This window comes from Citrobacter sp. wls829 (genome assembly GCF_005280825.1).
In the GTDB taxonomy this organism is placed as follows: Bacteria; Pseudomonadota; Gammaproteobacteria; order Enterobacterales; family Enterobacteriaceae; genus Citrobacter; species Citrobacter gillenii.
In genome coordinates, this window is record NZ_SZWP01000032.1 from 54,067 (window position 1) to 80,015 (window position 25,949).

Genomic DNA, 25,949 nt, shown 5'->3' on the forward strand with positions numbered 1-25,949 from the left:
ATGAAAAAAAACCTGCTGGGACTGACTCTCGCATCTTTACTGTTTACCACCGGTTCGGCCATCGCGGCAGATTACAAAATCGACAAAGAAGGACAACATGCCTTTGTTAATTTTCGTATTCAGCATCTGGGATACAGCTGGCTGTACGGCACCTTTAAAGACTTCGACGGATCGTTTACCTTCGATGAAAAAAATCCAGCCGCCGATAAAGTGAACGTCACCATTAACACCAACAGCGTTGACACTAATCATGCCGAGCGTGACAAGCATCTGCGCAGCGCAGATTTCCTTAACGTCGCCAAATTCCCGCAGGCGACCTTCACCTCCACCAGCGTGAAGAAAGCGGGTAACGACCTGGATATTACCGGGGATCTGACGCTGAACGGCGTCACCAAACCGGTCACGCTGGACGCGAAGCTTATTGGTCAGGGTGGCGATCCGTGGGGTGGCACCCGTGCAGGCTTTGAAGCACAAGGGAAGATTAAGCTGAAGGACTTTAACATCACCACCGACCTGGGGCCTGCTTCACAGGAAGTAGACTTAATCATCTCGGTAGAAGGTGTTCAGCAGAAATAGCATCTCAATGCTGCCAAAATGGAAGCCGGATGAGGCTGTAGCCCTCATCCGGCATCATTTTATTGCGCAGGGTCCGGAATACCCAGTTTAGTATTCAGACGGCCACGGGACTTATTAAAAATTTTATTGCCATTCTCACGACCTGCGCGACGGCGACGTTGTTCCTCTTCAGGCAACGTACTCTCTTCACAACACAGATCGCTGCAGCACCCTTTGTACTTCTCGGCGCAGGCCGGGCACTGGATAAACAGCAGATGGCAGCCGTCATTTTTGCAGTTGGTATGGCTGTCGCACGCCACACCACACTGGTGACAATGTGCGATAACATCTTCGGAGATCCGCTCCCCCATCCGTTCATCAAAAACAAAGTTTTTACCGATGAAGCGTACCGGTAGTCCCTGTTCTCGAGCTTTACGGGCATATTCAATAATGCCGCCCTCAATGTGCCAGACTTTACTGAACCCGTTGTATTTCATCCAGGCGCTGGCCTTCTCACAGCGAATACCGCCCGTGCAGTACATTACGATTTTTTTATCTTTATGTTCCTGCATCATTTCAACGGCTTTCGGCAACTGATCGCGGAACGTATCTGCCGGGATCTCCATGGCGTTCTCGAAGTGCCCCACCTCATACTCATAGTGGTTGCGCATATCGATAAACACCGCGTCAGGATCGTCAAGCATGGCGTTCACTTCTGCCGCCTTCAGGTAATCACCAACGTTGCTGGCATCAAAAGCAGGATCATCGATGCCATCTGCCACAATACGTTCACGGACTTTCATGCGCAGTACCCAGAACGATTTTCCGTCATCGTCCAGCGCAATGTTAAGTCGCAGCCCGGCAAACGCAGGATCAAACGCGTACAACTGCTGACGGAATGCCTCAACCTTGCTTTGCGGCACGCTGATTTGTGCGTTAATGCCTTCGTGCGCCAGATATACGCGCCCGAAAACGTTCAGCTCGGTGAACAGTTGGTACAGCGCATCACGCGTATCCTGAGGATTAACGAGGTTGAAATATTTATAAAATGAAATCGTGGTGCGCGGCTCAGATTCCGCCAACATTTTAGCTTTGAGCGCGTCATTCGAAATGCGGTTGTGTAACACTGGCATGGTGTACGTTTCCTGCAGTCAGTAAAAAGATGAAAATCGGCCGGCATCATAAAGCAAACATCGCCAATTTACATCCACACATTTTACGCTACATTTCATACTTCATGATAAAAGCGTCACAACAATTGACGAAAAACCAGCCATTCTCCCGTCACAAATTTTTGATACGCGCGAAAAAATGCGACAATACAGGGCATTGGTCGTTTAATGACAGGATAGACATGACGAATTTACCCAAGTTCTCGGCTGCACTTTTGCATCCACGTTATTGGTTAACCTGGCTAGGTATTGGCATCCTTTGGTTGATCGTGCAGTTACCCTATCCGTTCCTCTATAAGCTGGGCTGTACATTAGGTCGGCTGGCGTTACATGTGATGAGACGCCGGGCAAAGATTGTTTCGCGTAATCTGGAGCTGTGCTTCCCACAGATGAGCGAACAAGAGCGTCAGCAGATGGTGGTAAAAAACTTTGAGTCCGTCGGCATGGGCGTAGTGGAAACCGGCATGGCCTGGTTTTGGTCCGACCGTCGTATTACGCGCTGGACCGAAGTAATCGGCATGGAGCATATTCGTGATGTTCAGGCACAGCAGCGTGGGATCCTGTTAGTGGGTCTGCACTTTCTGACGCTTGAATTAGGCGCGCGTCAGTTTGGTTTACAGGAACCCGGTATCGGGGTGTATCGCCCCAACGACAATCCGCTGCTCGACTGGCTGCAAACCTGGGGGCGTATGCGCTCCAATAAATCAATGCTCGATCGTAAAGATCTAAAAGGAATGGTCAAGGCTCTGAAGAAAGGTGAAGTGGTCTGGTATGCCCCGGATCACGACTACGGCCCACGCTCCAGCGTCTTTGTGCCGCTGTTTGCTGTAGAGCAGGCTGCAACCACCTCTGGGACATGGATGCTGTCGCGGATGTCCAATGCGTGTCTGGTGCCGTTTGTCCCTCGTCGTAAACCTGACGGCAAAGGGTATCAGTTGATTATGCTGCCGCCGGAATGTTCGCCGCCGCTGGACGATGCTGAAACCACCGCCGCGTGGATGAACAAAATTATTGAGAAATGCATCATGATGGCGCCGGAGCAATATATGTGGCTACATCGCCGGTTCAAAACACGCCCTGAAGGCGCACCTTCCTTGTACTGACCCTTTGTTGCAGCCCGCGGGCTGCAACATCTCGCCCCCCCTGTTTAGGTTTTACTGCTCTGCACATTGCAGCGACTATCAACCAGGCGCATAATTAGTCTGCTTACTTATTTTTACACGATAGCGCAAACAGCGCGCCACACTGCGGATCGCTATGTCACCCTCAGATGTCTCCATCAACTGGAAGCGTAATCTCACGGTTGCCTGGCTCGGTTGCTTTTTAACCGGTGCAGCATTTAGCCTGGTGATGCCTTTCTTACCCCTGTATGTCGAAAGCCTCGGCGTGACGGGACACGGTGCCCTGAACATGTGGTCGGGTCTGGTGTTCAGCATTACGTTTCTTTTTTCAGCTATCGCTTCACCTTTCTGGGGCGGCCTTGCAGATCGCAAAGGCAGGAAAATCATGCTCCTGCGCTCAGCGCTGGGGATGGCTGTCGTGATGCTGCTAATGGGGCTGGCGCAAAATATCTGGCAGTTTTTGATCCTGCGTGCGCTGCTGGGACTGCTTGGTGGGTTTATTCCCAATGCGAATGCGCTGATCGCCACCCAGGTGCCGCGCAATAAAAGCGGCTGGGCGCTGGGAACACTTTCAACCGGCGGCGTCAGTGGCGCACTGCTGGGCCCGCTGGCGGGAGGCTTGCTTGCCGACCAATACGGGTTGCGCCCCGTTTTCTTTATTACCGCCAGCGTGCTGCTGCTCTGTTTTATGCTGACGTTATTTTTTATTCGTGAGCATTTTCAACCGGTCAGCAAAAAAGAGATGTTGCACATTCGGGAGGTCGTCGGATCCTTAAAAAATCCAAAGCTGGTACTGAGTCTGTTCGTCACCACACTGATCATTCAGGTCGCAACCGGATCCATCGCACCTATCTTGACGCTGTATGTGCGGGAACTGGCGGGTAACGTCGGCAATATCGCTTTTATCAGCGGCATGATCGCTTCCGTTCCCGGCGTGGCCGCTTTACTCAGCGCGCCAAGGCTGGGCAAATTAGGCGACCGCATAGGCCCGGAGAAGATCCTGATTGTCGCCCTGGTCATTTCCGTATTGCTGCTCATCCCCATGTCATTCGTCCAGACGCCCTGGCAGCTCGGCGTCCTGCGCTTTTTGCTGGGAGCCGCCGACGGCGCACTGCTCCCTGCCGTACAAACGCTGCTGGTCTATAACTCAACCAACCAAATATCCGGGCGTATTTTCAGCTACAACCAGTCATTTCGTGATATTGGCAACGTGACGGGGCCACTGATGGGCGCAGCTATTTCAGCCAACTATGGTTTTCGCGCGGTCTTCTGCGTGACCGCGGGAGTGGTCTTATTTAACGCGCTCTACTCCTGGAACAGCCTGCGCCGACGTCGCGAAACCCAGCGCACGCAATGATTTTTGTGCATTCATACTTGCACTAGCAGAGAATCAACTATTATTTCCCTGAATACCTCATTAAATCAAAGGGAGACGCTGATGACCATGTATGCCACGCTGGAAGAAGCCATTGATGCTGCCCGTGAAGAGTTTCTGGCTGATAACCCCGACCTAGATGCGGACGACGCCAGTGTTCAGCAGTTGAACGTACAAAAGTATGTGCTACAGGATGGTGACATCATGTGGCAGGCTGAGTTTTTCGCCGACGAAGATGAGGAAGGCGAATGTCTGCCGATGCTGAGCGGTGAAGCGGCACAAAGCGTCTTTGATGGCGATTATGATGAGATTGAAATTCGCCAAGAGTGGCTGGAGGAAAATACCCTCCACGAGTGGGATGAAGGCGAATTCCAGCTTGAACCACCTCTGGATACCGAGGAAGGTCAGACGGCAGCCGACGAATGGGATGAGCGGTAATTACTCGTAGGGACCATGGTGGATGTCAAGGGGCAACAGCAGCGTATCAAACACCAGTGAAAAAGGCAGATCGATCAGGGTGACATAGCGCCATGCTGAATCCCGGACATCCCACTGCACGCCGGGATAGTATTGATTTCCGTGACCTTGCCCCGGGATCGTGCGGCTAATAATACTGCCGCACCCGCTCAGCAAGATGACCATGATTCCAACCGCAAGTATTCGCACCTGAACCCTCATTAACAACATTGTCATCCGCATAAAAAAATACCGGCACCAGGCCGGTATTTTCACATTTCAGGCGTTCTATTTCTTCCTGAGTGCCAGCGGGTTCAGGGTTATCCCCTGATAATAATTAACCCACGACGAATACTTATCCGGCGAGTTCCAGACGCGATAATGTAAACGCGCCATAGTCACCGGATCGCTCAACAGCACAAGGCGGCGATCGCGATTCAGTTTCTCAGGTGTATCGTTCAGCGCCTGCTCGACATGACGGTCACGGGCAATCTCCAGCACGTTACTGGCGCGGTGACGCGCGGTCGCCATCGCCGTAGCCAGTGCGTTAAATGACGGGTTAAACACCGCGTGCATAAAGCCGTCATCCAGCGAGCGATTGCGATTCATCACCAGGTAGTTATCCGTATCCACCAGCACCTGCGGAGGAGAATACTCCTCCGGGATCAGGAACAGCTTCCAGCGCTTGGTACGTAACCCTATCGTTGAACGGCTGGAAATCACCGACACAAACGGCGACAGGATCAGGGAGAAGACAATCGGTGCCAGCCAGAACAGGAAGCGCAGATCCAGCCAAGCCATACCGACCGCCCAGACCAGACCCAGCAGCAGCTGGGAGCCGTGACGCATAAACGCTTCACCCCACGGAGTGGAGTCATCATCACGCTGCGGCGAGTTCCAGACGACTTCCCACCCGAGGAAAGCACTGACCACGAAGACGGTATGGAACAGCATACGCACCGGCGCCAGCAGCACGGAGAACAGCACCTCCAGCAGCAGCGACAGCGTCACGCGGACAAAACCGCCGTACTCTTTCGTCCCTTTGCACCAGATGAGCAAAATACTCAGCAGCTTCGGCAGGAACAGCAGCACCATGGTTGAGGCAAACAGCGCAATCGCCAGCTCAGGACGCCACTGCGGCCACACCGGGAACAGCTGACGCGGCTGCAGGAAGTATTGCGGCTCCGTCAGCGCATGCACCACCTGCAATGCGGTTGAAAGCGCGAGGAACATAAACCACAGCGGGGCAGACAGATAAGACATCACGCCCGTCAGGAACACCGCACGGTGAACCGGATGCATCCCTTTGACCAGGAACAGACGGAAGTTCATCAGGTTGCCGTGACACCAACGACGGTCACGCTTCAGTTCATCAAGCAGGTTTGGCGGCAGCTCTTCATAAGAACCCGGCAGATCGTAGGCAATCCACACCCCCCAGCCTGCACGACGCATTAACGCCGCTTCTACGAAGTCATGGGAGAGGATCGAACCCGCAAACGAGCCTTCACCCGGTAGCGGTGCAAGCGCACAATGCTCAATAAACGGCTTCACGCGAATAATCGCGTTGTGACCCCAGTAGTGCGACTCCCCGAGCTGCCAGAAATGAAGCCCGGCGGTAAACAGCGGCCCATACACGCGCGTAGCAAACTGCTGGCAGCGTGCATACAGCGTGTCCATACCGGACGCTTTTGGCGACGACTGAATAATACCGGCATTCGGGTTCGCTTCCATCAGACGCACCAGACCGGTCAGGCAATCGCCGCTCATTACCGAGTCAGCGTCCAGGACGACCATGTAGCTGTACTGATTCCCCCAGCGACGGCAGAAGTCATCAATGTTGCCGCTTTTACGCTTCACACGACGACGACGACGGCGGTAGAAAATCTGTCCTTCGCCCTGCACTTCAGCGATCAGCTCCATCCAGGCTTTTTGTTCCGCCACGCAGATATCAGGGTTGTAGCTGTCGCTCAGGATGTAGACATCGAAATGCGCAGCATTACCCGTGGCTTTCACCGATTCCCACGTGGCGCGCAGCCCCGCGAATACGCGGTCAACGTCCTCGTTACAGATAGGCATGATCAACGCGGTGCGGTGCTCAGGGTTTAATGCTTCATCCCCCACCGTTGACGCGGAAATACTGTACTTATCGCGGCCAATCAGCAGTTGCAAGAACCCCATCAGCGCGGTCCAGAACCCTGCCGATACCCAGCAGAACAATACCGCAAACAGAATCAGGATACCGGTCTGGAGCACATAGGGCAGCAATTGCATAAAGGAGACCCACAGGTCCTGCCCCATCATGTCTGCCGGATTAATGAACGCCCAGCCCTGGTACGGAAGAATGGTCTTCATATACCAGGTCGCAACGACCGTTTGCGCCAGCGTTAAGATAAGCAGCGTATAGCGGCGAATCGTCCCGACGGTACGCCATTTCTGTTCACTTTCTTGTTCTTCTTTCGTCAAACGAGAAAGATAACGCGGCGTAACATCGCGTCCACGCAGACGATCCCAAAAACGGCCTACCGGGTTGGTACGCCAGGGATCGGGAAACATAGATGTACGCGTAGCCTTCGGCATAGCCTGCAGCTGGTCGCGTCCTTCATCGTCTTTAATTAACTGCTCTTTGGCCAGAGAATCCGGCCAGGCTTGCTCAAGGCGAGCTTTAACAGACCCCTGCGGTGAATCGTCTTCGCGCGAGTAAGTACGATGCTCGGCATCCAGCGCCTGATGAACGGCGCGGATGTCAGTTTTCGGCAGTGCCGCTTTCTCGATATCCGAAAGCGGCATTGCGTCAATATACTCAGTTGTCTTATTCATTGGCAGGTAACTGGTAGCTCCAGGTTTCACTCAACGGCTGATCGGCATTGACCAACGCAGCACGCATTTCAGTGGTTTTCTTCGCATCTTTCACTTTCACGCGCAGCATCAGACGCCAACCCTTAGTGACCGGGTTATAACGCACCGTACTCTCAACGATTTCACCGTTATCACCAATGCTGGTTTGCGCGGTGACTGGGGTATCCTGCGGCAGTTTTTTCATATCTGCGCCGGCAAAATCCACGATAAATGCAATCGTGCCGTCAGGCTGACGAATGAGGTTCGATTGTTTGACATCACCGGTAGAACGACGCGTCTGCTGTACCCAGGCATTATCCGGCGCATGAAGTTTGTCTTCATCGCGGGTAAAGGTCAGCGTGTACTTGAAGTTCATCTCTTTGCCTGCTTCAGGCAGTTGGTCCGGCGTCCAGTAAGCGACGATGTTGTCGTTGGTTTCATCGTTGGTTGGGATTTCAACTAACTCAAGTTTCCCCTTGCCCCAGTCACCTTTCGGCGTTACCCAGGCACTCGGACGCAGGTCGTAGCGGTCGTCGATATCTTCAAAACGCGAGAACTGGCGACCACGTTGCAGCAGACCAAATCCCTGCGGGTTTTCCATCGCAAAACTGCTCACCGCGAGGTGTTTCGGGTTATTCAGCGGACGCCAAATCCACTCGCCGTTGCCAGCATGGATAGACAAACCGTTAGAGTCATGCAGCTCCGGACGATAGTTGGTCGCCGGAGACGGTTGGTTCGGCCCGAACAGGAACATACTGGTCAGCGGCGCAACGCCCAGTTTGCCTACTTTGTCGCGCAGGTAAACTTTGGACTGAACGTCCACCACCGTGTCACGGCCTGGCATAATCACAAAACGATAGGCCCCGGTGGCGCGTGGGGAGTCCAGCAATGCATAGATGGTTAAACGTTTGTCAGTCGGTTTTGGACGTTCGATCCAAAACTCGCGAAAACGGGGAAATTCTTCACCGGAAGGCAGTGCTGTATCAATAGCGAGGCCGCGTGCAGACAGGCCATAAACCTGACCGGCTCCCAGGACGCGGAAATAGCTGGCACCGAGCATGCTGACGATTTCATCGTTTTTATCTTTGCTGTTGATCGGGTACAGCACCTTGAACCCGGCGAAACCGAGATCTTTTACCGTGTCTTTATCATGCTGAACATCGCCGAAATTAAAATAATCCGGGTTGTATTTGATTCTCTTTACCGCTGTGGCGGTAACTTCGTTGATCTTGACCGGCGTGTCGAAGTACATACCCTGGTGGTAGAACTCGAGCTTAAATGGGGTCTTGAGATTGCTCCAGTAGGCTTTATCGTGATTGAACTGGATCTGCTGATAATCCGCATACTTCATGTCGCGGAAAACGGAGGGCAAGTTACTTTTAGGCGCCTCATAGCCTTTATCGGCTAAGGATTGAGCTTGCTTTGCCACATCATCAATACTGAATGCCCAGCTCGAAGATGTGTACAGCGTTAACATGACTGCTGCACCCAACCAACGCATTTTCATCATTTGTAGTTTATGTTTCATAATTAGTAAGCACTTCCCCCTTTGTGTGCTTATATTGATCCGATCCATTTTAATGGATAATCGGGTATTCCGACAACTGAATCCCTGTATTGTTCGCGCGCTGGCTCATGGTTTAATCAGGTTCATCTGCCTGTTTTCACTTTGCGTGCTTATCCTGGAGACAGGTTGTTGGACTTCGTGTAGGGTTGCCCTCGAATGTAACCATTATTCGTCTTAGGGATAAGACGAAAAGTCTGAGAATACGTAACTGTTTATGAGCTCTGTATCCCCTCCGCGTGAATATTTTCTTGACTCCATCCGCGCCTGGCTGATGTTGTTGGGGATCCCATTCCATATCTCATTGATCTATTCCACACACACCTGGCACGTGAACAGTGCTGAACCGTCGTGGTGGCTAACCTTGTTTAACGACTTCATCCATGCGTTTCGCATGCAGGTGTTTTTTGTTATTTCGGGTTATTTTTCCTACATGTTGTTTTTACGCTATCCATTAAAACGCTGGTGGAAAGTGCGTGTTGAGCGCGTGGGGATCCCGATGTTGACCGCGATTCCCTTGCTCACACTGCCGCAATTTATCATGCTGCAATATGTAAAAGGGAAAGCAGAGAGTTGGCACACGCTCAGCGGGTACGATAAATATAACGCCCTTGCCTGGGAGCTCATTTCTCATCTGTGGTTTTTGCTGGTCCTTGTGGTGTTAACGACCGTGAGCATGTGGGTATTTACCCAAATTAAGAAGCGTCAGGAAAGCCAGCAGGGAACGCCCCCTGCCCCAGCGTCAATGGTAAAGTTAACGCTAATTTTTGCCTTGCTTGGTGTGGGCTACGCCGTCGTCAGACGAACCATTTTTATTCTCTATCCTTCGATCCTCAGCGACGGCATGTTTAATTTTGTCGTCATGCAAACGCTGTTTTATGTGCCTTTCTTTATGCTCGGTGCGCTGGCATTCATTAATCCCAATCTGAAGGCGCTGTTCACCACCCCCTCGCGCGGTTGCACTCTCGGTGCAGGAGCGGCCTTTGTAGCGTACCTGCTCAACCAACGATACGGCAACGGCGACGCCTGGATGTATGAAACTGAATACGTGGTAACCATGGTTCTGGGGCTGTTGATGGTTAACGTGGTCTTTTCGCTCGGCTATCGTTTATTGAATTTTCAGTCAGCGCGCGTAACCTATTTTGTCAATGCATCGCTGTTTATTTATCTGGTGCATCATCCGTTAACGCTGTTTTTCGGCGCCTATATCACACCGCACATCTCATCCAATCTGCTGGGCTTTCTCTGTGGACTGCTGTTTGTGGTCGGGATCGCGGTGATACTGTACGAAATTCATCTCCGGATCCCGGTACTGAAGTTTTTGTTTTCAGGAAAACCGCTGGTTAAGCAGGACAAAAACAAGGCCGTCACCGGTTAGCTTGGGTTACGTCGTTCAGAGCAACCATTCAATCGGTAATATCGAGGCCAGCTTCACCAATACCCGCTTCCAGAATCCGGTGGCGGGTTCTTTTTTCAGCACCTGCTCATGACCCTGCTGGCGGTCAACCCAGTTAATCCGTCCCCAGCGATCGAGACGCAATTGCCAGGCAACATCATGCTGACTCTGCATAAAACGGTTATGAATCAGTGCGGCCAGGCTTTCGCTTTCAATCACAAATCCCATTTCCGTGTTGAGCAATGTGGAGCGCGGATCAAAATTAAGCGAGCCGATAAACACCTTACGCCCGTCAATACTGAAAGTTTTAGCGTGCAAACTCGAGCCCGAATTACCGGTTAATCCGCGATCGTGCACAGCCGTGGCGCGATCGCGTGTAGGTTTAAGCTCATATAATTCCACACCATAGCGCAGCAGTTTTTTTCGCCAGCGCGCGTAGCCGGCATGAACAATTGCCACATCATTCGCCGCCAGCGAATTGGTTAGAATGGCAATTTTGACCCCTTTTCTCACCAAACGCAGCAGTTGGGCCACGCCCGCCCGGGTAGGTACAAAATAGGCGGAAATAATATCAATACGCTCGGTAGGTGAGCCCATAATATCGAACAAGCGCTGAGGTAATAGCGAATGGCGCGGAGCCTTCCCCTCACCTTTTAGCGGGTCGTCGCTGAGCAGGCGTGTTTTGGCCCAAATCAGCGGCAACGCCCCCCGATCGAGACTGGCCATAAACTGGCTGGTTTCCAGCTTATTCAGGTAACGGCGAGTTATATCATCGTTATACCAGGACTCCGGCAGGTCAATACGCTGGGTAGGTTCAGGCTCTGACAGTGAGAGCACTTTTTTGAGTGTTGAAACGGACTGACACTGCCAGTAACGTTCAAAATCATCCGCAACCTCGGTCACCACCGGCCCAACGGCCATTACATCCAAATCTGAAAATAGCGGCTGTTCGCCTGCGCCAAAATAGGCGTCACCGATATTGCGCCCGCCAACCAACGTGACCACCCCGTCGGCGGTATAACTTTTATTATGCATACGACGGTTAAGTCGGGCGAAATCGGTTAAATAGCCCACCGCACGCAAGATGCGAAAAGAGAAAGGATTAAACAGGCGGACTTCGATATTCGGGTGGTTATCCAGTAATTGCAGCGTATCATCCAGACCCGGCGTGTTGTTGTCGTCCAGCAACAAACGGACCTGCACGCCACGTTTCGCTGCGGCCAGCAGTACCGAAAACAATAGCAGCCCGGACATGTCGTTCTCCCAGATGTAATACTGCACATCCAGGGAGCGTTCTGCCATTTCAGTGAGTCGATAGCGAGCGGCAAACGCATCCAGACTGTCATCCAGCGCAAGGATGCCGCATTGTTCAGGATGGCTGGCGCAAAGCGGAGTAATTGCGCGCTCGAGCCGCGTCATATCAGGCTGGGTTATCATCGCCTTGCTGGGTGAGTAATCTGTTATAAAGTTGGGCCGTTTCGTCATCAAAACACACGAAGTAAATCTGCTCAGGTAGCGCCCGGCGGGTCGTGAACCTCAACACCGTGTTGACGGCGATTTCCGCTGCTGCTGCGCGCGGATAACCATACACTCCCGTGCTAATCGCCGGAAAAGCAATGGATTGATAGCCATTGGCTAAGGCCAGTTGCAGCGTGTTCAAATAGGCCTCTTCGAGACGTTCAGCTTCATGATGATCGCCCCCCTGCCACACAGGCCCCACGGTATGAATAACCGCTTTCGCAGGAAGATTGCCTGCCAGAGTGATGACCGCATGACCCGTTGGGCATTCTCCCTGCTGTTGGATAACCTGTTTACAGGCCTCCAACAATGCCGGTCCGGCAGCGCGATGAATTGCCCCATCCACGCCACCGCCTCCCAATAGGGATGAATTGGCAGCATTGACGATCACATCAACAGCCATCGTCGTAATGTCGCCCTGTACCACATGAACACGCGATTGCATAAACTTCCCCTGACGAAACACCTTCTCTTCAGTGTACAGCAGGGTTTTCCAGGAAATCTCACTTTTTAACGAAACGGCTGCATATCTACGCCAGAACGACTTATTTATATTCAATGTTAAGAATAGCGAGGGTTTTCTGCTCATTGAGGTAGTGCATGTTAGCGCTCGCAATTTGCTTAACATTCTGCGGCACCAGAGTGACCTGTTGCGCATTAAAACGGCTACTTTGCATCTTGCCGTCGCGTATACATGACATTTCTATCTGTTGTTGCTGGGTGCTAACTTCACAAGGCGGTTCCACTATTTCACCGCGAAAATGAATAATCCCACCCGCTGAGATTTGTTGAGCACTTACGGATACTGTAAAAAGAGAAAAAACACCAATGCCAATACTCAGAATTCTGTTCGCTAAAGTACACATAAAGGTTCCTCAATGATTAGTCCTCTTGAGGGATCGGTATGATCCTTCACCGCTGCGATTAACGACCCGATAAAAACATCTTCACGTTTCTATATTCATAGAACAGCAATGCGCTCCCAGCCACACCCGACCTGCAAATACTTCAGTCCCTCAAGAATGACCGGATGAGTCTGTCCATTGTTGTGAGAGATGCAGCGATTGCCCATCCGAAACGGTGACAATAATTTTTACTGAGTCCTCAGCGGAAATATTAAAGCTCAGCTTAGTTAAATCAATCGGCCGATTAGCAGGGACCGAAAGGCTTGTTTTCTGCTGCGTTTGGCTTTGCCCCCCCTTCCCTTCACGTATCGCGAAGACTTGTACCTGACATTCACAGGGTTGCGTTAACGTTACCTGAGGAATAATGGTGTACATTTCGCCTTGCTGGGTTGTATTAAAGGTGATTTGATTTGACAGCGCGGCAATAAGTAATAGCGTATGCATACTATTCTCCCGAAAAAAAACAGGGCTTTCGCCCTGTTTATTCTCAGTCAGCAGACTGAATTAATGTTGGTTAGCCGTGACGTTGTTGTCAAAACCAACCTGACGAACCAGAACGTTGGAGTCAGACGCAGTCTGATTAACCACCGCACCGTTGCGACCACCGTATTGGGTCACGTTAATGTCCGCACGTTTAGCATTCCACTGATTGATGTCAGCGCTGTTGCTGAAGCCTGACTGTTTCAGACTAATGGTACTGTCATCAGCACCTTGTCCGACGGTTGCCCCGTTACCACGCCCATGCTGGGTGATGGTCACATCGGATTTACGTGCATCACTTTGCAGCGCATTCGCAATGTTGCCAGAACCATACTGGTAAATACTCATTGATGATTCTGGACCAAAATTATTACCACCACCATGGTGATTGCCGTTGCCGCCCCATTGCGGAACAACACCAGCCAGAGCACTGCCAGAAACTACGATTGCTGCGAATGCTGCCACTTTTAAAAGTTTCATGGTAAACCCCCATCGGATTGATTTAAAAGTCGTTCATGGATTAGCGTTGAGTCACGCGAATGGCCATTTGCGACTGTCTCTGCACCACAACTGCTGTTTTTTGTGTACCGTACTGGGTAATATTTGCTTTATTACCCGAACCTTTCTGGATAATAACGGCCGTATTACCGTAAGAACCTTGTTTTATACTCGCATCATTGGAACTACCCGCCTGATCTATATATGCAAGATTATATGATCCTGCCTGATCTATTTTCGCTCGGTTACTTGAACCATCCTGCGAAATGACCGACAATAGCTTCGAGCCCGACTGGCGTGTATTGGCACTGTTCCCAGCGCCTACTTGACCAATAATGGCTGCCTGATTAAATGAAGACTTACTTAATTCATTTACCGCAAAGTTATATTCTGCATTAGCCATGTCATAACTTGTTGCGGACACAATTCCAGGCACACCCAGCATTGTAAACATCATAAATAACAACTTGTTTTTCATGTTGTCACCCTGGACCTGGTCGTACATGAAGTTGAATTATTTACCACTCAAGTTTTGTTGTTAACATGACTTAAACTTGTTAATGCCACGTTACGATGAAGAGTATGTCCGTTGAAACATTTTAAATAACTCACCCGCGAGTGGTATTTTTATATTCAGATTCACCCCAAAGTACTAATTAACAGCCAATAACGCTGTTATCTGTATACATTTTATTTTGGCTTTAGCGTGAGATGTGCATTTCTATGCAGAAGCATAAAAAACCAATCTTCAGCGACTTCAGGCCCTCGCAGCGCGAGGTGTTGATTGGCCTTGGCGCAAGTCGTGACAAACATCATTTTTTTCTGTCGAAAATTACTCAACGTAAAGTGAGACAAAAACTTCAGAATTCATTAGAAAGCTAAAACGAAAGAACTATAAATAAACTTCTTATTTATCATGTTATTAATATAATTTGTATGATTTTTTAAATCTATGCAATAACAGTAAAGTGTACAACTTTCCTATCAAATCTAAACTCAATAAAAACCTTAAAATCACATTTTAATATATAAATTTACATTCTGTAACAAGTTTAACACTTGCTTTAAGATTTGTAATAGCTAGATTGAAATCAGTTGAAGTCCATTTGTTTTAATATTTTCACCCCTTTGGGTCGATATTTTATTTCTACACAGCAGTGCAGCATCTGTCAGTACTTCTGGTGCCTCTATTTTAGTAGAGGCAGCTGTCAGGTGTGCGACTATAAAAGTGGAGTTTCATCATGTTTAATGAAGTCCATAGTATTCATGGTCATACATTATTGTTGATCACTAAACCGTCCCTGCAGGCAACTGCATTATTACAACATTTAAAGCAATCGCTGGCGCTCACCGGAAAACTGCATAATATTCAACGTTCTCTGGACGATATTTCCTCCAGCTGCATTGTTTTACTGGATATGATGGAGGCAGATAAAAAGCTGATCCATTACTGGCAAGATAACTTAAGTAGAAAAAACAACAGTATAAAGACGTTATTGTTGAATACACCCGATGATTATCCGTACCGGGATATTGAAAACTGGCCGCATATCAATGGTGTATTTTACGTAGCAGAAGATGAACAGCGTGTGGTGGCCGGGTTACAAGGCGTTTTACGCGGTGAATGCTACTTCTCGCAAAAGCTCGCCAGCTACCTGATCACACATTCTGGAAACTATCGTTATAACAGTACAGAGTCAGCACTACTCACACATCGTGAAAAAGAGATCCTTAATAAACTGCGTATCGGCGCCTCAAATATTGAAATCGCACGCTCACTGTTTATCAGTGAAAATACGGTAAAAACGCATCTTTATAATCTTTTCAAAAAGATAGCTGTGAAGAACCGTACGCAGGCGGTCTCGTGGGCCAATGATAACCTCAGGCGATAATGTCATGAAACGCTATTTTAACTGGATTGTGGCAGCAAATTTATTCCTTGCTGCCGGGAATCTACACGCCGCTGTAGAAGTGGAGGTTCCCGGACTGTTAACCGACCACACTGTCTCTTCAATCGGCCATGATTTTTATCGTGCGTTTAGCGACAAGTGGGAAAGTGAGTACACAGGAAACTTAACCATCAATGAAAGGCCCAGTGCACGTTGGGGAAGTTGGATCACCATAACGATCAATCAGGACGTTATCTTCCAGACTTTTTTATTCCCGACGAAAAGAGACTTCGACAAAATAGTCGTCTTCGCTCTGGCTGAAACAGAAGATGCATTAAATCGTCGGCAAATAGATCAAACACTATTAAGCACAAGCGATTTAGCGCGTGATGAATTCTAAAACATGATTTTGTCCGGAGGCTTTCATGCGTGTCAAACATGCAGTGGTTTTGCTCATGCTAATTTCACCATTAAGTTGGGCCGGAAACATGACGTTCCAGTTCCGCAATCCAAACTTTGGTGGCAACCCAAATAACGGCGCTTTTTTGCTGAACAGTGCGCAGGCGCAAAACTCGTATAAAGATCCAAGTGGTGACGATTTCGGTTTTGAAACCCCATCGGCCCTGGACAACTTTACCCAGGCCATTCAGTCACAAATTCTCGGCGGTCTGCTTACCAATATTAATACCGGTAAGCCGGGCAGGATGGTAACCAATGATTTTATCATTGATATCGCCAACCGAGATGGACAGCTGCAACTCAATGTCACAGACAGGAAAACGGGCAAAACATCGACGATAGAAGTGTCGGGTTTACAAACACAGTCAGCCGATTTCTAAGCTATAGCTACGAAAGGAAAAAATCATGCAGCGCTTACTTATTTTGGTTGCAATATTCTTACTCAGCGGATGCTTAACAGCCCCGCCACAAGAAGCCGCTAAACCGACATTAATGCCGCGTGCCCAAAGCTATAAAGACTTGACGCACCTGCCAATGCCTACGGGCAAGATTTTTGTCTCGGTTTACAACATTCAAGATGAAACGGGTCAATTTAAGCCTTACCCGGCAAGTAACTTCTCAACGGCTGTCCCGCAAAGTGCCACGGCGATGCTGGTCACCGCATTGAAGGATTCTCGCTGGTTTGTACCGCTGGAGCGTCAGGGATTACAGAACTTGCTTAACGAACGAAAAATTATTCGTGCTGCGCAAGAAAACGGTACCGTTGCTGTAAATAACCGTATTCCGCTTCAGTCACTGACCGCCGCAAACGTAATGGTGGAAGGGTCTATCATCGGTTATGAAAGCAACGTTAAGTCTGGTGGGGTTGGCGCGCGTTATTTCGGTATTGGCGCAGACACGCAATACCAACTTGATCAGATTGCGGTCAACCTGCGTGTGGTCAACGTCAGCACGGGTGAAATCCTTTCTTCGGTGAACACCAGCAAAACCATTCTCTCCTATGAAGTCCAGGCTGGGGTATTCCGCTTCATTGATTACCAACGTCTGCTGGAAGGTGAAATCGGTTATACCTCTAACGAACCCGTTATGCTGTGCCTGATGTCAGCCATTGAAACTGGGGTTATTTTCCTGATTAACGACGGGATTGATCGCGGATTATGGGACTTGCAGGATAAGAAACAGGTCGATAACGATATTCTGGTTAAATACCGTCATTTGTCGGTACCGCCGGAATCCTGATACTTAATATGAAAAGACAACGACAAGCGTGAGGGTAACCTCACGCTTTTTATTATTTACTGGTCAACGAAGGTGATTCTCGGTTTTCACGGCGGGACGCCAGCCACAGTCCGCTGTTCTTCATTGCATAGCCAAACACCAGTCCCACTGCTAACGAAGGCAGAACCAGACGCCAGTCCCCCTGCCCTGCAAATGTTGCACATGCACCAATAAACGTACCCGGCACAAATGAAAGCAACCATTGCTTAGCCTGAATGCACATCAAGAAGGCAACAATCCCCGTGATGACATAGCCGATGATGTCCATATGCGGGGCAAGCGCACTACCGTTAATAATCACCAACGCCCACACCACACCGCTTAACAGCGTACACGCTGAGATCCACAGCCCTTTCAGCCCACTCTGCGGACAGGCAAAATAGGCTGTACAACCCAAAAAACCTGCCCAACTGAGTAAACCAAGAGAAACGGCCACCCATCCCCAGATACCGGAGAGAATGCCCGTTGTGATTGCAATAGAAAGAAGTATGTTCATGCCGCGCATCTTAGCAGAAAAACGGCATGATAATGAGATCGTGCACACAATTTATGCAAGCTGATAAATTGCGTTGCAGAATAAAGTGACTTAAATCACATTTACTCTTCGGTATCTTCCTGCAACTCGTCCCACATCGCGCCAATCGCATCGCGCGTCAGCGGCGCCATGGTACGCCAGAATGGGGAACTGGCATGCGCTTCCACTTTGCCAAGGAACGCGCCACACCACGGGAGCAGATAGTCAACGAATAACGTTTCCAGCGCTTCACTTTCATCTTCAGCAGACTGATCTTCAAGCCATGACGCAGCCAGCAGCAATGTGCCGATATGATCAGCAGGAGTATCCGCCAGCGGCATGCCGCGCGCAGAAAGGAATGCGCGAACATCGGATTCCTTAGCACCTTCGACCCAAGCGCTGCGATAAGGTGGCACCGCACACTCTTCACCGACAAACAGCGCGTTATAATCTGCAGCCACCTGCGGCATATCACAGCTTTTCTGTAAGCGAGCCAGCAGTTCATCCTGCTCCAGTGGCCAACTTGCTGACAGTTTACCCTCACCGATCACGGTAAAAAGAGGAACCAGTAACGGGTCCTGCGGTTGGCGGTAAAACAGCGATCCCAGGACGCGACACAGGATAGAAAACTCGTTCATTGTTGTATTCCAGTTAGTTCACAATTAAAGTTCAGCAAATTCCGCGATAGGCTCCATGCCGCGCGATTCCAAAAACGCCAGTAGGCGTTTTGGCGATACGTTTAAAATTCTGTCCTCCGGGAAGTTCACATCATCCAGGATTTTACGGCATTCACCAAATTCCCCCAGCGTGAAGGCGGTATGGGAATCCGATCCTAACGCCACCCATCCACCGGCATCACGTACCGCTGCGGCGACTGCGCGACAGTTGTCTTCACTGCCCTTACGTGAATGCAGGAATGAGGAGTTATTGATTTCCAGTGCTACCTGGTATTTCGCTGCCGCCTGTGCGACGGCGGTAAAGTCTAACTCATACTTTGGATTTCCTGGATGACTGATAATGTGCACATTACCACTCGCCATTGTGGCAATCATCGCCTGGGTATGCGTGTCTTTATCAACAGGTGCGAAAACCGGCTCATGGAAGCCTGCAATGATTAAATCCAGGGAAGTAAACATCGGACCGGAGCAGTCGATCTCGCCGTCAATATTTTTAATATTCGCTTCAATACCGCGGAGAATTCCCACCCCGTCCACCAACCTTGGCCAAATGCGCATATTAATAAAATGCCAGTGATGCGGGGCATCTGCCATGTCCGGCCCGTGATCGGTGATCGCAAACAGCTTGATACCTTTGCGTTTGGCTTCGGCGATGTAATCACTCAGGGTACTGTAGGCGTGGGTGCTGGCGACGGTATGCATATGCAGGTCAACGGGATACATAATTCTCTCCTGTAGTCATTTTTCGTCAAGGATAGCAGGTATCTCCACCATTAATACCCTAAATAATTAGAGCTGTAGGACGGTGTTTAGACGAAACCCGGCGGCTGGCCGGGTTGTTATCAATATCCCCTAACGCGATCGACTTGACCCGTTACGGCTTTCCCACTCTCAAGGTTTAAAATGGTGCGTGAGATATAGTCTACGGCCTCTGCAGGACGCGTCACGGCGGCAATATGCGGCGTCATCGCCACGCGCGGATGTTTCCATAGAGGGTTATTTTCCGGTAGCGGCTCGCTGCTGTAGACGTCCAGCATCGCGCCCTTCAACTTTCCGGTATTCAGCGCAGCCAGCAGATCGTCTTCCTTCAGATGAACCCCGCGTGCCAGGTTAAGCACGTACGCCCCATCCTGCAATTGATTCAGCAGCCCGGTGTTAATAATACCTACCGTTTCTGCCGTATTTGGCAGAAGATTAATCAGCACCCGCGTTTGGCTCAGGAACGCCGCCAGCTCTGCGGTACCGGCAAAGCTTTCCACACCGGGCCAGGACTTACGCGTCCGACTCCAGCAACGCAGCGGGAAGCCCCATGCTTGCAGGCTCTCAGCCACTTTAGCCCCTAATACCCCTGCCCCCATAATCCCGACAGTAAACTCTTCGCGGGTATACTCTTGCAGCGGTTGCCATTTCGCCTGACTTTTTAGCGCCTGATAGTCATCAAAACGTCGAAACCAGTGCAGCACCTGACTCACCGCATATTCCTGCATTTGCAGACCCATACCGGTATCTTCCAGACGGAAAAGCGGGATTGACGCATCCAGCATTTCAGGGTGGGCTTTTAGCTTGCTGAGGATAGAGTCCACGCCGGCGCCCAACGCGAAAACAGCTTTTAACTTGCGACCTGCCAGCATATCAACCGGTGGATGCCAGACGAGGGCATAGTCAGCATGCGCATTATCACCCCGCTTCCATTCACGGACATTTGCGCCTGGGATTGCCTTAGCCAGTGCCTTCAGCCACCAGGCCGTATCGAATGTCGGGTGATAGAAAAGTATTTCCATATTAACTCCTGAGCAGTGTTATGCGGAACTTTCTCGCACTTATCATCATTTTCCAAGGAATATCAGAATAGCAAATTTTAGGATGCTGGCAAAAAAAGCAATTCTTGCTTATTTACGCCCCATGTTGCTTGAAGTTTGTGTAAATGCACGTTTTTTTTAAAAAGTAGATTGACGTCGGGGCGGTGTTTCCCCTACATTAGCGCCCGTTCCGCTAACGCAGGAACAACAATACGGTGAGGTGTCCGAGTGGCTGAAGGAGCACGCCTGGAAAGTGTGTATACGGCAACGTATCGAGGGTTCGAACCCCTCTCTCACCGCCACATTTGAGAAAGAGCTCGTACGCAAGTACGGGCTTTTTTTTCGTCTGTTGCAATATAGCGGATGCGATACGAGCATCTTATCCGGCCGACAACGAAATCCCCGTAGGCCGGATAAGCGAAGCGCCATCAGGCATCCTGCAAAGAAGCGTGTCTGTGTTTTTTATATGCATATAAACGATTATCCCTGCTTATAAAAAAACAAAGCCCGGTTCCCCGGGCCTTGAAGACGCAGAACCTATCAGCTGTAAGCGTTAAGCGTCCGCTGACAAAGCGCCGAGCGAACGCAATCATCTTTATTGAAACGAACGATTCCAATCATGTCATCTTCTTCGAAGCGGGCCAGCGCATCGTTTAGTCCGGATCGAACATGCGCCGGTAAATCGCACTGGGTAATATCCCCGTTCACAATTACCGTCACATTCTCCCCGAGGCGCGTCAAAAACATCTTCATCTGCGCAGCAGTGACATTCTGAGCCTCGTCGAGAATGACAACGGCATTTTCAAATGTCCGTCCGCGCATATACGCGAACGGCGCGATTTCTACCTTCCCAATCTCAGGTCGCAGGCAATATTGCATAAAGGAGGCACCCAGACGTTTTACCAGCACGTCATACACCGGGCGAAAATAGGGAGCAAACTTCTCGGAAACATCTCCAGGTAAGAAGCCGAGATCTTCATCAGCTTGCAGAACTGGACGGGTGACAATGATCCGGTCCACATCTTTGTGGATCAGAGCCTCTGCTGCTTTTGCCGCGCTGATCCAGGTTTTACCACACCCGGCTTCACCGGTAGCGAAGATCAGCTGTTTACTCTCAATAGCATTCAGGTAGTGCGCCTGAGCCTCATTTCGCGCCGTGATAGGTGTGGCATCGCGACTGTCACGCGCCATACCAATCGATTCTACGCCGCCCATCTGCACAAGCGAGGTGACCGATTCATCTTCACGTTGTTTATGGCTACGCGAATCCCGTCTCAGCACACGTTTTGCTTCACGACGAGCTTTGATCACTGCTTTTTGTCTTCCCATGGATAGCACCTTGAGTTGTAGGTATACATCACACGCGCCATCTTCGGCACGATTATGCGCACGAACATCTGAGGGTTGGCTTCCTTGTAAGCCATTGCTTGCCTACGAATAAGACACCACACACGGCTACGCGCACCGTATAAGGCGTCAGTAACAAGGATAAGATGTGGAAGAGAGAGGAATTTAGCGGTGACGAGATGGCTACCGGAAGAGAAACGTCCGCGTAAGGTGGTGATAATGTAAGAAACCTGTCCAATACAGGACGTTACCATTCGCGATCTCCATAGTGAATGACTATCACTGCCGGGAACTACCGCTGTTACATATAAGTACAACAGAATTTATTCTCAATGCAACAATATTTTTACTTATTGTTAACTAAATTCCATCTTATCGTTGGCAACAGTCTCTTACAGAGAGATGACAGAATTATTTCACTGCAGCACGTATCACGAAAATTAATTATTTCGTTCATCGCTGAATCAGGTCAACATGTGAGGAATTGCCCCGCACAGGCGCGGGGCACGGGTATCAGGCTTGTAGCAGAGATTGTCCGAGGTAGTGGTCCGGTGTTTTTACGCCCGGTAAAGCAAAGAAGTAACCGCCGCCAATCGGCTTAACGTACTCCTCCAACGCTTCACCATTCAGGCGTTTCTGTACGGCCAAAAAACCTTTCTGCAGATCGTGTTGATAGCATACGAACAGCAGCCCCATATCCAGCTGTCCAGATTGCGTCACACCGAGCGAATAGCTGTAGCCACGACGCATCATCAGGCTGGATTCGGTCTCTTTGGTCCGCGGGTTCGCCAGCCGGATATGGCTGTCGAGCGCAATCACCTCACCTTCAGGATCATTGGCATAGTCCGGTACATCATGCTCATGCTGCATTCCCAGCGGAGCGCCGGTCTGTTTATCGCGCCCAAAAATGGTTTGCTGCTCTTTAAGCGGCGTGCGATCCCAGAACTCCACGCGAAACTGAATAAGTCTCACCGCCTGATAGCTGCCCCCTACCGCCCATGCAGGCTCGCCCTGATCGGCCGTGACCCACACCACGTTTTGCATCAGCTTTTCATCAGTACCATCCGGGTTCGCGGTCCCGTCTTTAAAACCGAGTAAATTTACCGGGGTTTCTTTGCCTTTACTGCGTGCAGCATGATCGGAGATAAATCCCTCTCGCTTCCAGCGCACGCTGAGCAAATCCGGCGTGTGCTTGATGATATCGCGCAACGCGTGAATAACGGTGTCCTGCGTGTTGGCGCAAATTTGTAACAGCAGATCCCCGTGGCACAGCGCCGCATCCAGCGAATCATTCGGGAAGCGCGTCATTTTTTGCAGTGTTTTTGGCATTTGTGCTTTCAGGCCATAGCGCTCATCAAACAGTGAATGGCCGACCGACAGCGTCATCGTCAGGTTGTCCGGGGCAATGTAAGCCCCCAGTATGCCGGAGTCCATTGGCGGCAAGCGCGGATTCGGCGTTTCTGGAGCCGGGCCGCCGGTGGTCAGGAACGCAAAGCGATGGGTCAGTAAACGGAACAGACGTTCAAGATCTGCTTTGTCGCCGGCGAGGACATCAAATGCCACCAGCATCATCGAGGCCTGCTGCGGCGTCAGGATCCCCGCCTGATGCGGTCCATAAAAGGGCTGTACATCATCGCGCGCATTGGGTGACAGAGTGCCCGGCGCACTGTGCGGTTTTTGCGCATGCGCAACCGGACAGCCGCCCGCCAGTGCCAGCGCGCCGCCCAATGCTCCCATGCCCTTCAACAGACGTCGGCGTGAGGGTTCACTCACGCCGTTTTCATTATCTTGTTGCATGATGCTTAATCCAGACCCAGTACGCCGCGTAATTGCGACAAATCTTCTGCCAGCGTCGTAATCGGCCCTTTCAGCGCATTGCGGTCAGCATCGGTCAGTTTGTCGTAAGTTTCAAACCCATCTTTGGTGCGATACTTGCTCAGGATGCTATCGACTTTTTTGAAGTTCGCATCCACTTTTGCCAGCAGTTCAGCATTGGATTTTTGCAGTTGAGGACGCAGGAGATCGACAATTTTCTGCGCGCCATCGACGTTGGCCTGGAAATCCCACAGGTCGGTGTGGCTGTAGCGATCTTCTTCGCCGCTAATTTTACTGGCGGCCACTTCTTCAATCAGACCCGCCGCTCCGCCAACCACTTTAGACGGTGGGAAGGCCAGTTCACTGATGCGCGTTTGCAGGTCGATAACGTCGGTGTTCAACTGGTCGGCGTATTTATCCATCCCCTTGGTGGTATTGTCGCCAAACAGCGCTTTTTCCAGACGGTGGAAGCCGGTGAATTTAGGATCGGCGGCCTTTTGCTCGTAATCATCTTCACGTGCATCGATGCTGCCATCGAGGTCAGAGAACAGCTCAGCAATCGGTTCAATACGTTCATAATGCTGGCGCGTCGGCGCATACAGGGATTTAGCCTTCCCGATATCCCCAGCTTTAATGGCATCTGTAAATGCTTTGGTCCCCGCCACCAGCTGTGCGGTTTCTGCGGTTACATAGGCTTTGTATTCGGTAATTGCACCGCTCAGGCTCAGCAGGGCGTCACTCTGTGCCGCATCTGCCGTTGCACTGCCCTTGACGATCAGCTTCCCTTTCGGGTTCGTCAGCAGGCCGCAGGTCATATCATATTCGCCAGGTTGCAGGTTGGCGGTCATTTTCTGGCTAAAGCCCGGCGCAATATTTTCACGCTCTTCCACCACCATCACGCCTTTGAGGATTTCCCACTCCAGCGCTTTCTGACTGTGGTTCTGAATAATGAACTGGGTTTTTCCGGCATTAACCGTGATTGTCATCGGTTCACACTGTTTGTCGTTAACCGTGACATTGACCTTGGGAATATCTGCGGCGTGTGAGGCAAAAGCAGAAGTAAACAGCGCAGCGATACCCAGCTGCAGCGCACTACGGCGAAAGTTAATCGTCATGACCTATCCCTATAAATAAGTATGTTGTAACTAAATGATATTCTGCGTCGCGTTGTTATCAGGGTGCAGTACGAGACGCCGTAGAGCCTGAACGAGGCGGTAATGCAAACATAATCAGTGCCGGGATCAGGTAGATAAACCAGACGGCAACCTCACTGACGCTTGGCGCTTCCTGGTAACCAAAAATCCCTTCCATCAGCGTGCCAAACAACGAGTGCGTCGACAGCACGCTGCTCAGATCAAATGCCACATCCTGGAAATGATTCCATAACCCAGCTTCGTGAAACGCGCGAATGGCTCCGGCGGCAAGACCTGCGGCCACCAGCAAAATGAACAAGCTGGTCCATTTGAAGAAGGCCCCGAGATTCAGTCTGATCCCGCCGAGATATATCAGGTAGCCCAGAACGACGGCTGTTGCCAGTCCCAGCATCGCCCCAACCGGTGGCCAGATACCCACATCCTGCTGAAAGGCCGCCAGCAGAAAGAAAACCGACTCCAGGCCTTCACGAGCGACGGCAAAAAAGACCATCATCACCAGCGCCCATCCGTGATGATTGCCACGCTGTAACGCGTTATCGACCGCCTGCTCCAGTTGAACTTTGACGTTGCGCGAAACTTTACGCATCCAGAAGACCATCCAGGTGAGGATCACCACGGCAATCACTGCCACGATCCCTTCAAACAGCTCCTGCTCTTTTTGCGGAAATTCACCGGTAGTTTCATTGATGAAAATCCCCAGCGCCAGGCATAGCGCCGCCGCCAGTAGAACACCAATCCACATTACGCCAATCCAGCGACCGCGCTGAGTCCGTTTCAGGTAACTGGCTATCAGGCTGACAATCAGCGCGGCCTCTAGGCCTTCGCGCAACATAATCAGAAATGGAACAAACATGCGAAGTACCCTTAAACGTTATTCTCAGTCAACTCGTGAAAAGAAAAGTAAATTACAGTGATAGTGATTATCATTACAGAAAAGAAAAACTCAAGAAGAATGTTTTGAGAATGATGACTTAATGTAAACAGTTAGTCTGATAAGGGTTACTTTGATTTTGCGAAGCGGCATAAAAAGCTCGCACGCGGCGCTATATTGTTCAGTTGAGCATGTATGGAGTACATTTTACCCTGAATAAGTTTCCGTTCAGCCATCAACGCCTCATCGATTTCAGCCGGACCAGGGTGTC

Annotated in this window: 28 protein-coding genes and 1 tRNA gene; 10 read left to right on the plus strand and 19 right to left on the minus strand. The window is 50.5% G+C overall.

The window, feature by feature from the left end:
* Positions 1 to 576 (plus strand): YceI family protein, encoded by a 576-nt coding sequence (locus FDW88_RS04285; RefSeq protein WP_096757579.1) that lies wholly within the window; start codon positions 1 to 3, stop codon positions 574 to 576.
* Between the two features lie 59 nt (positions 577 to 635).
* On the opposite strand, the gene FDW88_RS04290 is transcribed toward FDW88_RS04285, so the two are convergent.
* A complete protein-coding gene (locus tag FDW88_RS04290; RefSeq protein ID WP_137362093.1) occupies positions 636 to 1,688 on the minus strand; it encodes a rhodanese-related sulfurtransferase in 1,053 nt (350 codons plus the stop codon).
* A 221-nt stretch (positions 1,689 to 1,909) separates the two neighbouring features.
* On the opposite strand from FDW88_RS04290, the gene FDW88_RS04295 reads away from it, so the two are divergent.
* The 3 genes from FDW88_RS04295 to FDW88_RS04305 all read left to right on the plus strand — a co-directional run bounded on the left by FDW88_RS04295 (position 1,910) and on the right by FDW88_RS04305 (position 4,661).
* Positions 1,910 to 2,830 (plus strand): Kdo(2)-lipid IV(A) acyltransferase, encoded by a 921-nt coding sequence (locus FDW88_RS04295; RefSeq protein ID WP_117341757.1) that lies wholly within the window; start codon positions 1,910 to 1,912, stop codon positions 2,828 to 2,830.
* Between the two features lie 154 nt (positions 2,831 to 2,984).
* The gene (mdtG, locus tag FDW88_RS04300) at positions 2,985 to 4,205 is read left to right on the plus strand and encodes a multidrug efflux MFS transporter MdtG (protein WP_137362094.1); all 1,221 of its coding nucleotides are present in this window, start codon (positions 2,985 to 2,987) and stop codon (positions 4,203 to 4,205) included.
* Between the two features lie 81 nt (positions 4,206 to 4,286).
* A complete protein-coding gene (locus tag FDW88_RS04305; RefSeq protein WP_096757583.1) occupies positions 4,287 to 4,661 on the plus strand; it encodes a MysB family protein in 375 nt (124 codons plus the stop codon).
* Here FDW88_RS04305 and FDW88_RS04310 read toward each other — a convergent pair whose 3' ends face one another.
* The 3 genes from FDW88_RS04310 to mdoG form a co-directional block, all read right to left on the minus strand.
* Entirely contained in the window at positions 4,662 to 4,901 is a 240-nt protein-coding gene (locus FDW88_RS04310; RefSeq protein WP_217439126.1) for a YceK/YidQ family lipoprotein, read from the minus strand. It lies immediately after the preceding gene.
* Positions 4,902 to 4,967: 66 nt separating this feature from the next.
* A complete protein-coding gene (mdoH, locus tag FDW88_RS04315) occupies positions 4,968 to 7,496 on the minus strand; it encodes a glucans biosynthesis glucosyltransferase MdoH (RefSeq protein WP_115258879.1) in 2,529 nt (842 codons plus the stop codon).
* Positions 7,489 to 9,024, minus strand: coding sequence for a glucans biosynthesis protein MdoG (mdoG, locus tag FDW88_RS04320; RefSeq protein ID WP_096759435.1), 1,536 nt, complete (start codon positions 9,022 to 9,024; stop codon positions 7,489 to 7,491). The genes mdoH and mdoG overlap by 8 nt, the downstream gene beginning before the upstream one ends.
* A 271-nt stretch (positions 9,025 to 9,295) precedes the next feature.
* Here mdoG and mdoC point away from each other — a divergent pair, with 271 nt between their 5' ends.
* Entirely contained in the window at positions 9,296 to 10,456 is a 1,161-nt protein-coding gene (gene mdoC / locus FDW88_RS04325) for a glucans biosynthesis protein MdoC (RefSeq protein WP_137362095.1), read from the plus strand.
* 15 nt (positions 10,457 to 10,471) lie between these two features.
* Here mdoC and FDW88_RS04330 read toward each other — a convergent pair whose 3' ends face one another.
* From FDW88_RS04330 to csgB, 6 genes are all read right to left on the minus strand, one after another.
* Positions 10,472 to 11,959: a phospholipase D family protein gene (locus FDW88_RS04330; protein ID WP_117341754.1), complete on the minus strand. Its 1,488-nt coding sequence runs from the start codon at positions 11,957 to 11,959 to the stop codon at positions 10,472 to 10,474.
* Entirely contained in the window at positions 11,895 to 12,437 is a 543-nt protein-coding gene (gene ymdB / locus FDW88_RS04335) for an O-acetyl-ADP-ribose deacetylase (RefSeq protein ID WP_117341753.1), read from the minus strand. Before ymdB ends, FDW88_RS04330 begins: the two co-directional genes overlap by 65 nt.
* 100 nt (positions 12,438 to 12,537) lie before the next feature.
* The gene (locus tag FDW88_RS04340) at positions 12,538 to 12,858 is read right to left on the minus strand and encodes a type 1 fimbrial protein (protein WP_115258883.1); all 321 of its coding nucleotides are present in this window, start codon (positions 12,856 to 12,858) and stop codon (positions 12,538 to 12,540) included.
* Positions 12,859 to 13,008: 150 nt separating this feature from the next.
* Positions 13,009 to 13,341 (minus strand): curli assembly chaperone CsgC, encoded by a 333-nt coding sequence (gene csgC / locus FDW88_RS04345; protein ID WP_096757589.1) that lies wholly within the window; start codon positions 13,339 to 13,341, stop codon positions 13,009 to 13,011.
* A 60-nt stretch (positions 13,342 to 13,401) separates the two neighbouring features.
* The gene (csgA, locus tag FDW88_RS04350; protein WP_137362096.1) at positions 13,402 to 13,857 is read right to left on the minus strand and encodes a curli major subunit CsgA; all 456 of its coding nucleotides are present in this window, start codon (positions 13,855 to 13,857) and stop codon (positions 13,402 to 13,404) included.
* A gap of 40 nt (positions 13,858 to 13,897) precedes the next feature.
* Positions 13,898 to 14,353 carry a curli minor subunit CsgB gene (gene csgB / locus FDW88_RS04355; RefSeq protein ID WP_115258885.1) on the minus strand — a complete coding sequence of 152 codons (456 nt, stop codon included), beginning with the start codon at positions 14,351 to 14,353 and terminating at the stop codon, positions 13,898 to 13,900.
* Positions 14,354 to 15,116: 763 nt separating this feature from the next.
* Between csgB and csgD the strand changes: the two genes are divergently transcribed.
* From csgD to csgG, 4 genes are read left to right on the plus strand one after another with little or no spacing between them, the layout of a single operon-like run.
* The gene (gene csgD, locus FDW88_RS04360; RefSeq protein WP_115258886.1) at positions 15,117 to 15,767 is read left to right on the plus strand and encodes a biofilm master transcriptional regulator CsgD; all 651 of its coding nucleotides are present in this window, start codon (positions 15,117 to 15,119) and stop codon (positions 15,765 to 15,767) included.
* Between the two features lie 4 nt (positions 15,768 to 15,771).
* The gene (gene csgE / locus FDW88_RS04365; RefSeq protein ID WP_137362097.1) at positions 15,772 to 16,164 is read left to right on the plus strand and encodes a curli production assembly/transport protein CsgE; all 393 of its coding nucleotides are present in this window, start codon (positions 15,772 to 15,774) and stop codon (positions 16,162 to 16,164) included.
* Positions 16,165 to 16,189: 25 nt separating this feature from the next.
* Positions 16,190 to 16,603, plus strand: a complete 414-nt coding sequence (gene csgF / locus FDW88_RS04370; RefSeq protein ID WP_096757594.1) for a curli production assembly/transport protein CsgF — start codon at positions 16,190 to 16,192, stop codon at positions 16,601 to 16,603.
* Positions 16,604 to 16,628: 25 nt separating this feature from the next.
* On the plus strand, positions 16,629 to 17,462 hold the full coding sequence (gene csgG / locus FDW88_RS04375; protein ID WP_096757595.1) for a curli production assembly/transport protein CsgG: 834 nt from the start codon (positions 16,629 to 16,631) through the stop codon (positions 17,460 to 17,462).
* A 52-nt stretch (positions 17,463 to 17,514) separates the two neighbouring features.
* Here csgG and FDW88_RS04380 read toward each other — a convergent pair whose 3' ends face one another.
* The 4 genes from FDW88_RS04380 to ghrA form a co-directional block, all read right to left on the minus strand.
* Positions 17,515 to 17,997, minus strand: coding sequence for a DUF1097 domain-containing protein (locus FDW88_RS04380; protein ID WP_135912264.1), 483 nt, complete (start codon positions 17,995 to 17,997; stop codon positions 17,515 to 17,517).
* A 101-nt stretch (positions 17,998 to 18,098) separates the two neighbouring features.
* On the minus strand, positions 18,099 to 18,653 hold the full coding sequence (locus FDW88_RS04385) for a molecular chaperone (protein WP_137362098.1): 555 nt from the start codon (positions 18,651 to 18,653) through the stop codon (positions 18,099 to 18,101).
* A 24-nt stretch (positions 18,654 to 18,677) separates the two neighbouring features.
* Entirely contained in the window at positions 18,678 to 19,415 is a 738-nt protein-coding gene (locus tag FDW88_RS04390; RefSeq protein WP_115258890.1) for a phosphatase, read from the minus strand.
* 119 nt (positions 19,416 to 19,534) lie between these two features.
* Complete coding sequence (ghrA, locus tag FDW88_RS04395) at positions 19,535 to 20,473, minus strand: glyoxylate/hydroxypyruvate reductase GhrA (protein ID WP_096757599.1); 939 nt, start codon at positions 20,471 to 20,473, stop codon at positions 19,535 to 19,537.
* A gap of 232 nt (positions 20,474 to 20,705) precedes the next feature.
* Here ghrA and FDW88_RS04400 point away from each other — a divergent pair.
* Positions 20,706 to 20,793 (plus strand) — tRNA-Ser (locus FDW88_RS04400).
* 238 nt (positions 20,794 to 21,031) lie between these two features.
* Here FDW88_RS04400 and phoH read toward each other — a convergent pair.
* The 5 genes from phoH to efeU form a co-directional block, all read right to left on the minus strand.
* On the minus strand, positions 21,032 to 21,820 hold the full coding sequence (gene phoH, locus FDW88_RS04405; protein WP_170974151.1) for a phosphate starvation-inducible protein PhoH: 789 nt from the start codon (positions 21,818 to 21,820) through the stop codon (positions 21,032 to 21,034).
* Entirely contained in the window at positions 21,799 to 22,092 is a 294-nt protein-coding gene (locus FDW88_RS22415; protein ID WP_170973033.1) for a hypothetical protein, read from the minus strand. The genes phoH and FDW88_RS22415 overlap by 22 nt, the downstream gene beginning before the upstream one ends.
* Before the next feature lie 259 nt (positions 22,093 to 22,351).
* Positions 22,352 to 23,635, minus strand: coding sequence for an iron uptake transporter deferrochelatase/peroxidase subunit (gene efeB, locus FDW88_RS04410; protein WP_137362099.1), 1,284 nt, complete (start codon positions 23,633 to 23,635; stop codon positions 22,352 to 22,354).
* 5 nt (positions 23,636 to 23,640) lie between these two features.
* On the minus strand, positions 23,641 to 24,768 hold the full coding sequence (efeO, locus tag FDW88_RS04415) for an iron uptake system protein EfeO (RefSeq protein WP_137362100.1): 1,128 nt from the start codon (positions 24,766 to 24,768) through the stop codon (positions 23,641 to 23,643).
* Positions 24,769 to 24,826: 58 nt separating this feature from the next.
* Complete coding sequence (gene efeU, locus FDW88_RS04420) at positions 24,827 to 25,660, minus strand: iron uptake transporter permease EfeU (RefSeq protein ID WP_096757602.1); 834 nt, start codon at positions 25,658 to 25,660, stop codon at positions 24,827 to 24,829.
* Positions 25,661 to 25,949: the final 289 nt, after the last annotated feature.